2 protein-coding genes are annotated in these 11,747 nt (G+C 70.5%); both read left to right on the forward strand.

Annotated elements, in window-relative coordinates; all coding sequences use genetic code 11:
• Positions 1–26 precede the first annotated feature (26 nt).
• Positions 27–8,261: a non-ribosomal peptide synthetase/type I polyketide synthase gene (locus tag OV208_RS31505; protein WP_267577637.1), complete on the forward strand. Its 8,235-nt coding sequence runs from the start codon at positions 27–29 to the stop codon at positions 8,259–8,261.
• A 53-nt stretch (positions 8,262–8,314) separates the two neighbouring features.
• Positions 8,315–11,695 (forward strand): amino acid adenylation domain-containing protein, encoded by a 3,381-nt coding sequence (locus OV208_RS31510; protein ID WP_420715071.1) that lies wholly within the window; start codon positions 8,315–8,317, stop codon positions 11,693–11,695.
• Positions 11,696–11,747: the final 52 nt, after the last annotated feature.

Genomic DNA, 11,747 nt, shown 5'->3' on the forward strand with positions numbered 1-11,747 from the left:
TTTTGCCCCTGTCCATCCTGACCCACATGAAGCCCTCGACACCGTCCGCCGACCGCTCCCGGGAAGAACTCGTCGCGTGGCTGCGGGCCTACGTGGCCCGGAGCACTGACCTCGCCGAGGAGACCATCGACGTCGACCGGGCCTTCGTCGACTACGGGCTGACGTCGAAGGACGCGGTCTTCCTCTCCGGAGAGCTGGGGGAGTGGCTGGGGCGGGACGTGTCCCCCACCCTCGTGTGGCAGCACCCGACCATCACCGCCGTGAGCGTGCACCTGGGCCGCGCCCCGGAGCCGGAGCGCCCGGTGGCGCCCGTGATGCCGGCGGCGGTTTCGGAGAGCGCCATCGCCATCGTCTCGCTGGGCTGCCGCTTCCCGGGCGCGCCCACGCCCGAGGCCTTCTGGGCCCTGCTCCAGCGCGGCGGCGATGCCATCACCGAGGTTCCCGCCGACCGGTGGGACACCCAGCGCTACTACCACCCGGACCCCACGCACCCCGGGACGATGAACACGCGCTGGGGCGGGTTCCTGGAGCAGGTGGACGGGTTTGATCCGCTGTTCTTCGGCATCTCGCCCCATGAGGCGGCGCGGATGGATCCGCAGCAGCGGCTGCTGCTGGAGGTGGCCTGGGAGGCGCTGGAGCGTGGAGGGCAGGCGCCGCACGCGCTCCGGGGCAGCCGCACGGGCGTGTTCGTGGGCATCAGCAGCAGCGACTACGCGCAGCGGCAGTTCGGTGACCGCTCACGGCTGGACGCGTACGCGGGCACGGGCAACGCGCACAGCATCGCGGCCAACCGGCTGTCGTACCTGCTGGGCCTGCGGGGCCCGAGCATGGCGGTGGACACCGCGTGTTCCTCCTCGCTGGTGGGCCTGCACCTGGCCTGTCAGAGCCTGCGCGGCGGCGAGTGCGACATGGCGCTCGCGGGCGGCGTGAACCTCATCCTCAACCCGGACCTCAACATCGCCTTCTCCCGGGCGGGGATGATGGCCCCGGACGGGCGCTGCAAGAGCTTCGACGCGGCGGCGGATGGCTACGTGCGCTCCGAGGGCTGTGGCGTCGTCGTCCTCAAGCGGTTGGCCGACGCGCAGTCCGCGGGGGACGCAATCCTCGCGGTGATCCACGGCTCGGCGGTCAACCATGACGGGCCCAGCAACGGGCTCACCGCGCCCAACGGCTTCGCGCAGCAGGAGGTCATCCAGCAGGCGCTGCGGCAGGCCGGGCTGTCCGCCGGGCAGATCAGCTACGTCGAAGCCCATGGCACCGGCACGACGCTGGGAGACCCCATCGAGTTGGAGGCGCTGAAGGCCGCGCTGCGGCCCGGGGGACGCTCCGAGCAGCGCTGCCTCGTCGGTTCGGTGAAGGCGAACATCGGGCACCTGGAGTCGGCGGCGGGCATCGCGGGGCTGGTGAAGATCGTCCTCGCGCTCCAGCACGCGGAAGTCCCGCCGCAGGTGCATTTCCGCACGCTCAATCCGCACGTCTCGCTGGATCCGAGCGCGTTCCACATCCCGACCCGGCGCGAGCCGTGGACGTCGGAGGCCGGAGCGCGCTTCGCGGGCCTCAGCTCGTTCGGCTTCGGCGGCGCCAACGCGCACGTCATCGTGGGCGAGGCCCCGCGCCGGACGCCCGTCACCGAGACTGCTTCCGAGCATGCGCAACACCTGCTGACGCTGTCGGCCCGGACCGCGCCAGCCCTGCGCGAGCTGGTCCAGCGGTATCAGGCCCGCCTCACCGCGCCGGATGCGCCGGCCCTGGCGGACCTCTGCTTCACCGCCAACACCGGACGCGACGCCTGGGCCCACCGCATCAGCACGGCGGCCGCCTCCCACGCGGAGCTGGCCTCGCAGTTGGATGCGTTCCTGCACGAGCGTCCCCTTCCCGGCCTGCACCACGGAGAGGTCCAACGGAGCGCACAACCGCGCGTGGTCTTCCTCTTCCCGGGCCAGGGGGCGCAGTTCGCGGGCATGGGACGCAAGCTGTTCGAGACCGAGCCCGTCTTCCGCGATGCGATGGAGCGCTGTGATGCGCTGCTGCGCCCGCACCTCGACGTGCCCCTGCTGTCCGTCGTGTATCCGGCCCCCGGAGAAGACACCGAACGGATCCACCAGACGCGCTACAGCCAGCCGGCCCTGTTCGCGCTGGGCTACGCGCTGTCGGAGCTCTGGCGCTCCTGGGGCGTGAAGCCGGACGCGGTGATGGGACACAGCGTGGGTGAGTACGTCGCGGCGCACGTCGCGGGCGTGCTCGGGCTGGAGGACGCCCTGCGCCTGCTGGCGACGCGCAGCCGCCTCATCCAGGCCCTGCCCCAGGACGGCACCATGGCCGCGGTGCTGGCCGACGAGGCCACCGTGCGCGCGGCGTTGGGGGAGGAACGGGACGTGGAGCTCGCCGCCATCAACGGCCCGCGCCACGTCGTCATCTCCGGAGCGCGGCCCGCGGTGCAGCGGGTCGTGGAGGCCTTGCAGGACCGGAGCATCGACTCGCGTCCGCTCACGGTCTCGCATGCGTTCCACTCGGCGCGGATGGACCCCATGCTCGCGGAGTTCGAGCAGGCGGCGCGCGCCATCGCATTCCAGGCCCCTTCCCTTCCGCTCGTCTCCAACCTCACCGGCACCGTCCTGAAGTCAGCGCCCGACGCGGGCTACTGGCGGCGCCACGTGCGCGAGCCGGTGCAGTTCCTCAAGAGCATTGAACACGCGGCCCAGGCGGGCCCGGCGGTGTTCATCGAGCTGGGCCCGAACGACACGCTGCTCGGCATGGCGAAGCGGTGCCTGCCGGAGGGCGCGAACCTCTGGCTGCCCAGCCTCAAGAAGCACCAGGACGACGGGCGGACGCTGCTGGGGAGCCTGGGCGCGTTGTTCGTCCGGGGCGTCCCCGTCGATTTGAAGCAGGTGGACCGTTCCCCGGCGCGCCAGCGCGTGCTGCTGCCGACCTATCCCTTCGAGCGCCAGCGCTGCTGGTTGGAGGACCTTTCCGTGGATCCCGTGGCCCCGCCGCAGAAGCCCCTGCCGTCGACCGTTCCCGCCCTGTCTCGCCGGGCGCGGATCCAGGACGCGCTCCGTTCGATGGTGGCCCGCCTGCTGCAAATGCCCCCGGAACGGATGGGCCCGGACACGCCCTTCCTGGAGCTGGGCGCGGACTCCATCGTGCTGATGGACGCCATCCGCAACGTGGAGAAGCTCTTCGGCCTCAAGCTGTCCATCCGCCAGGTCTTCGAGGAGCTGACCACGCTGGACGCCATGGCCAGCCACCTGGACCACACCCTGCCCGACAGCTTCGTGTTCGCGGAGGCCCCCGCGCCCGTGCGCACCGCCACCGTGGCCCCCCAGCCCGCCGCGCGTCAGGCCGCCGCCACCGAGGCGCCGGAAGGTTCCCTGGAGCAGATCATCCAGGTCCAGCTCCAGCTCATGAAGCAGCAACTGGCGCTGCTCGGCGCGAAGGGCGCGGCGGTTCCCAGCGAGCCCGACGTGGAGGCTCCCCCGCGTCCCGAGGCGGCCCCCGTCGCGGTCGCGCGCCCTGTGTCCCCTCCTTCCGGCCCCTCGGCCTTCTCCGTGGGCACGGCGGACGGTGAGCCGGAGCGGGAGCTGCCTGTCGAGCAGCAGCGCTTCCTGGAGTCCTTCATCGCGCGCTACACGCGCCGCACGCAGGGCTCCAAGCAGAACGCGATCCGCCATCGCGGCCAGTGGAGTGATGTGCGCTGGCAGATGAACTTCCGGCCGGAGGTGAAGGAGCTCTGCTACCCCATTGTCAGCTCCCGCTCGCACGGTTCGCGCGTCTGGGACGTGGACGGCAACGAGTTCATCGACCTCTCCATGGGCTTCGGCGTGCACCTGTTCGGGCACAACCCGCCCTTCGTCCTCGAGGCGATGCAGCAGCGGCTGGCCCAGGGCATGGAGCTGGGCACGCAGTCGGATCTCGCGGGCGAGGCGGCGGAGCTCATCTGCGAGCTCACCGGCATGAAGCGCGTCACCTTCTGCAACTCCGGCACGGAGGCGGTGATGACGGCGCTGCGCGTGGCCCGCGCGGTGACGGGGCGCACGAAGATCGTGATGTTCACGTCGTCCTACCACGGTCACTCCGACGGGACGCTCGTCGTGGGCCGCATGGTCGGCGGCGTGCCGCGGTCGCTGCCCATGGCCTCCGGAGTCGCGCAGCACATCGCGGATGACGTGCTGGTGCTGCCCTATGGAGAAGAGCGGACGCTGGAGCTCATCCGCGAACACCTGCACGAACTGGCCGCCGTCCTCGTGGAGCCGGTGCAGAGCCGCCGCCCCCACGTGCAGCCCCGCGCCTTCCTGCACACCCTCCGGGAGCTGACCCGCGAGGCGCACGTGCCGCTCATCTTCGATGAGATCATCACCGGCTTCCGCCTTCATCCGGGCGGCGCGCAGGCGTGGTACGGCATCGAGGCCGACATCACGACGTACGGGAAGATTCTTGGCGGCGGCATGCCCCTGGGCGTCGTGGCGGATCGCGGCGGCTTCGTGGACCGCATCGACGGAGGCGACTGGCGCTATGGAGATGCGTCCCATCCCGTCCAGGGAGACACCTTCTCCGCGGGCACCTTCTGCAAGCACCCGCTGACCATGGCGGCGACCCTCGCCACCCTCCGACACCTGAAGCGCGAAGGTCCCGGCCTCCAGGAGCGCCTGAACCACCGGGCCGCGAAGCTCGCGGAGCGCATCAACGCCATCTTCGAGCGCGAGCAGGTCCCCATCACCCTGGTGCACGGCGGGTCGGTGCTCCGCTTCACCTCGGCCGGAAACTCCAGCTACCTGTTCCAGCCGCTGGAGATGGACCTGTTCTTCAGCCAGCTCATCGACCGGGGCATCTACATCTGGGAGGGCCGCACGTGCATGCTCTCCACCGCGCACACCGACGAGGACCTCGACACCCTCGTGCGCGTGGTGGCGCAGAGCGTGGCCGAGCTGCGCGAAGGCGGCTTCTGGCCCCGGGCTACCACCCCGGACGCTCCGAACGCGCAGCGCCCCGTCGAGAGCGCGCCGGAGGAGCCCTCGCTCCCGCCGAACGTGCTGCCGACCACGGAGGCCCAGCAGCAACTGTGGATCCTCTCGCAGATGAACGCGGGCGGCTCCAGCGCCTACAACCTGTCGCTCAGCCTGCGCCTGTCGGGCGTCCTCCAGGTCGACCTGCTCCAGCGCTCGCTCCAGCACGTCGTGGATCGTCACGAGGCGCTGCGCATCCAGTTGGACGAATCAGGCGAGCAGCAGCGCATCCTCCCGCGGCTCACCGCGGGCCTGCCGCTGGAGGACCTGTCCGCGCTGCCGTCGGACGAGCAGTCCGCCCAGCTCACGGCCTGGTACGAAGCGGAAGGCCAGTCCCCGTTCGACCTGCACCGGGGGCCGCTGTTCCGCGCGCACCTGCTCAAGCTGAGCCCGCATGACCACCTGTTCGTCCTGACGGTCCACCACGTGGTGGTGGATGGCTGGTCGCTGGGGATCCTCGTGCAGGAGATCGCCCAGCACTATTCGGCCATCCATGAAGGCCGCAGCGCCATCCGGCCTCGCCCCCTCCAGTTCAGCGACCATGTCCGCTGGATGCGGCGGCAGGCCCAGACGCAGGAGATGACGGCGCACGAGCGCTACTGGCTGGAGCAGCGCGTGGACACGGTGCCCGCCATCGAGCTGCCCACGGACCACGGCCGTCCGGCCCTGCGCAGCTACCGGGGCGCCCGCGAAACGGTGCGGCTGTCGGCGTCGCTCACCCGCTCCGTGCGGGAGCTGGCGCAGCAGCAGCAATCCACCCTCTTCATCCTGCTGCTCTCCGCGTACACCACCTTCCTGCACCGGCTGACGGGCCAGGACGAGCTGCTCGTGGGCATCCCCACCGGTGGCAGGGAGTTGGAGGATAGCGAGCAGCTCGTCGCCTACTGCGCGCACCTGCTGCCCATCGTCAGCCACGCCCGGGGGGAGCAGTCGTTCCCGAAATATCTCCAGGGGCTCAAGCAGACGCTGTGGAGCGCCTACGAGCACCAGGCGTATCCCTTCGCCCGGCTGATCCACCGGCTGAACCTGCCGCGCAGCACCAGCCACAACCCGCTGGTCAGCGTGACGTTCAACCTGGAGCGGCCCATGGCCGCCGCGAAGATGAGCGGGCTGCGCACGGACTTCCACTCGCAGCCCATCCGCTACGCGGCCTTCGACCTGAGCCTCAACGCCATCGAGGTCGAGGACGGGCTCGTGCTGGACTTCGAATACAACACCGACCTCTTCGAGGCCGGGACGCTCCAGCGCTGGACGCGTGGCTTCTACACGCTGTTGGAGGGACTCGTCGCGGATCCGCGCCGCCGGCTGGCGGACCTGCCCCTGCTCTCCCCCGCCGAGCGCCATCACCTGCTCACCGCGTGGAACCAGACCCGGGCCCCGTATCGCAAGGACCTGCTGGTCCACGAAGTCATCGAGAAGAAGGCCGCCGCGCGCCCCGACAAGGTCGCGGTGGAGTTCGACGGTCAACTGCTGACCTACGCGGCCCTCAACGGACAGGCGAACCGGCTGGCGTACCACCTGCGCGAACTGGGAGTCGGGCCCGGCGTGCTCGTGGGCTCGTTCCTGGAGCGGTCCCCCGAGGTGCTCGTCACCCTGATGGCCATCCTCAAGGCGGGCGGCGCCTTCGTTCCGCTGGATCCGGGACTGCCCCTGGAGCGGCTGAAGTACCTGCTCGATGACTCGCGCGTCGCGGTGGTGGTGACGCAGGGGCCGCTGTTGGAGCGGCTGCCCGTGCACGACGCGAAGGTCCTCTGTCTGGACGAGGACGCCGCCGTGCTCGCGGCGTGGCCCGACACGGACCTGGAGAACCTCGCCTCGCCGGACTCGCCCGCGTACGTCATCTACACGTCCGGCTCCACGGGCGAACCCAAGGGCGTGGCCGTGGGACACGGCGCGCTCGTTGTCCACTGCCAGGACGTGCGCGACCACTACCGGCACTCCGCGAACGACAAGATGTTGCAGTTCGCGTCGTTCAACTTCGATGCGTCCCTGGAGCAGATTCTCCCGCTCTTCATGGTCGGCGCCACGGTGGTGCTGCGCGGCCCGGAGGTCTGGACCGCGGAGGAGCTGCCGCGCCGCATCGTCGAGCAGCAGCTCACGGTGCTGAACTTCCCGACCGCCTACTGGCAGCAGGTGACGCAGCGCTGGAGCGAATCGCCGCAGGAGCTGGGCGGCCACCGCGTGCGGCTGATCATCATCGGCGGGGACACCATCCTGCCCAAGGTGCTGGAGCTGTGGCAGCGCGGTCCCCTGGGCGCGGTGCGGCTGCTCAATGCGTATGGCCCCACGGAGGCGGTCATCACCGCGACCACCTTCGAAGTCCCCGCCGCCACGAGCACGCCCCAGGCGAACTCGCGCGTGCCCATTGGCCGGCCGCGCTCCAACCGGACCTTCTACATGTTGGACAAGTACGGCGAGCCGGTGCCCCTGGGCGTGGCGGGAGAGCTCCACATCGGCGGCGAGGTGCTGGCGCAGGGCTACCTCCACCGTCCGGAGCTGACGGCGCAGCGCTTCATCCCGGATCCGTTCAGCGACAAGCCCGGCGCGCGCCTCTACAAGACGGGCGACCTCGCGCGCTACCTGCCCGACGGCACGCTCGACTTCCTGGGACGGACCGACCACCAGGTGAAGGTGCGCGGCTTCCGCATCGAGTTGGGAGAGATTGAAGCGGCGCTGAGCCGGCACGCTTGCGTCCAGGAAGTCATCGTCACCGTGAGGGAGGAGCAGGACGCGGACGCGGCCGGGCACGACAAGCGGCTGGTCGCGTATGTCGTTCCCACGGCGCCCGACGCCGTGACGCCCACCGCGCTGCGCCAGTCCCTCCAGGAGAAGCTGCCGGACTACATGATCCCGGCCTTCTTCGTCCTGCTGACGGCCATGCCCCTCACCGCGAGCGGCAAGCTCGACCGGCGCTCGCTGCCCGCGCCCGACCCTGCGACCAGCGCGCCCACGAAGCCGTTCGTCGCGCCGCGCAGCGCCACGGAGCAGGCGGTGTCGGAGGTGTGGATGAAGGCCCTGCGGCTGCAACGCGTGGGCGTCCACGACGACTTCTTCGAGCTGGGTGGGGACTCGCTGCTCGCGACGCAGGTGGCCTCGCGCATCCGCGAATCGCTGCGGCTGGACCTCTCCCTGGAGCGCATGTTCCAGGCCCCTACCATCGCGGGCCTCGCGGAGTACCTGGACACCTTGACGTGGGCCGCGAAGGCCCCACCACCCGAGTCCGCCGACGAAGCGGGCCGTGAGGAGGGCGAGCTGTGAGCGGCCTGGATGAACTGCTGACGACGCTGCGCAAGCAGGACGTGCGGCTGTGGATGGAGGGCGAACGCCTGCGCTTCAGCGCGCCTCCGGGCGTGATGACCCCGGAGCTCACAGGGCGGATGAAGGAGCGCAAGGAGGAGATCACCGCGTTCCTGCGCCAGGCGGGACAGTCGCTCCAGGCCGCCGCGGAGATCATCCCGGCGGGCCCGCGTGACGGAGACCTGCCGCTGTCGTCCGGACAGCAGCGCCTGTGGTTCCTGGAGCAGCTCCAGGGCCCGAGCGGCGCGTACAACATGCCCGCGGCCCTGCGGCTCGAAGGCGTACTGGATGGGGACGCGCTTCGCCGGAGCCTGGAGGAGATCGTCCGCCGTCACGACATCCTCCGCACGACCTACGCCCAGGTGCAGGGCCGGCCCGTGCAGCGCATCCAGCCCGTCGCGCCGGTGGCACTGCCCCGCGTGGACCTCCAGGCACTGCCCGCGGACGCCCGGATGGCGGAGGTCCGGAGGCTCGCGGCGGAGGAGGCGCGCAAGGCCTTCGAGCTGTCGAAGGATCTGCCGCTGCGGCTGTGCCTGCTCCAGCTCGATGCGCGCGAACACGTACTGCTGCTCACGCTGCATCACATCGCGTCGGACGGTTGGTCCATCGGGGTGCTGGTGCGCGAGCTGGCGGAGCTCTACCGGGCCTTCACCACCGGCACCGCGCCCTCACTGCCCGAGCTACCGCTCCACTACGCGGACTTCGCGCGCTGGCAGCAGGAGCGCGCCACGGGGGGTGCCACGCAACCGCAGCTCACGTACTGGAAGGAGCATCTGGCCGGGGCACCGGGCCTGCTGGAGCTGCCCACCGACCGTCCCCGCCCCGCCGCGCAGCGCTTCCAGGGCGCCACGCGGCGCTTCACGGTCCCCTTGGAGCTCGTCTCACGGCTCAAGGCGCGGGGACGTGAAGCAGAGTCCACGCTGTTCATGACGCTGCTGGCGACCTTTGGCGTGCTGCTGTCGCGCCACAGCCGGCAGAAGGACCTGGTGGTGGGCTTCCCCATCGCCAACCGGCTTCCGCAGACGGAGCCGCTCATCGGCCTGTTTGTCAACACGCTGCCCCTGCGCCTCGACCTGGGTGGGGAGCCCTCGTTCTCGGAGCTGCTGGGACAGGTGCGCCGCACCACGCTCGCGGCCTCCGTCCATCAGGCACTGGCGTTCGAACAGTTGGTGGAAGCGCTCCAGCCGACCCGCGCGCTGAGCCACTCGCCGCTCTTCCAGGTGCTGTTCACGCTCCAGAACACGCCCACCGAATCGCTGACGCTGCCCGGGCTCGCGATTGAACAACTGGAGATTGAAAGCGGCACGTCGCAGTTCGACCTCTCGCTCTCCATGAACGAGACGCCGCACGGGCTGGTCAGCGACCTGACCTTCGACACCGACCTGTTCGACGCCGCGACCATTGAACGGATGACGGGACACTTCCTGTCCCTGCTCGCCGCGGTGGCGGACAACCCCACGCAGCCCGTCTCCCGGATGCCCCTGCTCACCGAGCCCGAGCGGACGCTCCTGCTGCGCGACTGGAATGCCACGTCCCGCGAGGTGTCACCGTCGCAGGGTCTCCACGGCCTGTTCGAAGCGCAGGCGGCACGACGTCCGGAAGCCATCGCCGCCCGCTTCGAATCGCACGCGCTGACCTATGGCGAGCTGGAGGCGCGCTCCAACCGAGTGGCGCACCACCTGCGCTCCCTGGGCGTCGAGCCGGGACAGCGCGTCGGCATCTTCATGGAGCGCTCCCTGGAGCTGCTCGTGGGTCTGCTCGGCATCCTCAAGGCGGGCGCTGCATACGTGCCGCTGGATCCGCTCTACCCCGAGGAGCGACGGGCCCACATCCTGGAGGACAGCGGCGTGGCGCTGCTCCTGACCGAGCCGGCACTTGCCTCGCAGGCGCCGACGTACCGGGTCCGGACCGTCCTGCTGGCGGACACGGCCCCTGCGTCCTCGGAGCCGCTGCACCTGCCCTTGTCCGGTGAGCACCTGGCGTATGTGCTCTACACATCCGGCTCCACCGGGAAGCCCAAGGGCGTGGCGGTGCCCCACCGCGCGGCCACCAACTTCATGGCGTCGATGCAGCGCGAGCCCGGCATCACCGAGGCCGACACGCTCTTCGCGGTGACGACCATCGCCTTCGACATCTCCGTGCTGGAGCTGTTCCTGCCCCTGAGTGTCGGCGCGTGCGTGGCCATCGCCAGCCGGGAGACGGCCGTGGATGGCACGCGGCTTTTGCCCGCGCTCGCGGCCAGCGGCGCCACCGTGATGCAGGCCACGCCCTCCACGTGGCGGATGATGCTGGCGCTGGGCTGGGCCGGAGACCCGTCGCTCAAGATGCTGTGCGGCGGCGAGGCCCTTCCCCTGGAGTTGATTGCTCCGCTGCGTGCCCGGGGTGCGTCGCTGTGGAACATGTACGGCCCCACGGAGACCACCATCTGGTCCACCGTGTCGAGCGTGGAGGAGCAGGCCCGGCTCACGATTGGCCGGCCCATCGACAACACGCGGGTGTACGTGCTCGACGCGCGACTCCAGCCCGTTCCCGTGGGCGTCGTGGGCCTGCTGTACATCGGCGGACTCGGGGTGGCCCAGGGCTACCTCCACCGCCCGGACCTGACCGCCGAACGCTTCATCCCGGATCCCTTCAGCCGTGAGCCCGGAGCCCGCCTGTACTGCACGGGCGACGGCGTGCGCTTCCTGTCGGATGGCTCGCTGGACTACGTGGGCCGCGAGGATGGGCAGATCAAGCTGCGGGGCCACCGCATCGAACTGGGAGAGATTGAAGCGCGGCTGAGCCTTCACCCCGGTGTCCGCGAGGTGGCGGTGCGGGTGTGGGAACTCGCGGGCGGCTCGGAGCTGGTGGCGTATTTCCAGCCCGGCACCGGTGACGCTCCGGAGGCCCAGGCGCTGCGGGAGCACCTGCGCTCCCACCTGCCGGCCTACATGATTCCGTCGCACTTCGTGGCGCTGGAGTCCTTTCCTCGCACGGCGAACGGCAAGCTCGACCGCAAGGCCCTGCCCTCGCCCACGCCGTCCCAACGCGCGGCCTCCACGTTCGAGCCGCCGCGCACGCCGCTGGAGGTCCGCCTCGCGGAGATCTGGCGCGAGGTGCTGGGCGTGGAGCGCGTCGGCCTGCACGAGGACTTCTTCGAGCTGGGCGGCCATTCGATGAAGGCCGTGCAGATCCTCGCCCGCGTCCAGGAGGCCTGGAGCGTGGACGTGTCCCTGCGCGTCCTCTTCGAACGGCCCACGCTGGAGGCCATGGCGAAGCACCTGGAGGCGCGGCAGCAGGACAAGCCCACCGCGTCACCTCCGCCGCTGGTCGCGCGTCCCCGGCAGGCCCGCCGTCTCCAGGCCACCTCCCGCGCCGAACTCAACCTGCCCGACTCCTCCAACAAAGGGGACTGAAGGCAGCCCTTCCTTCTCACGGACCCCGCTGGTGTGGCGCGCACGTCCATTC

It is taken from the genome of Corallococcus sp. bb12-1 (assembly GCF_026626765.1).
Classification (GTDB): domain Bacteria; phylum Myxococcota; class Myxococcia; order Myxococcales; family Myxococcaceae; genus Corallococcus; species Corallococcus terminator.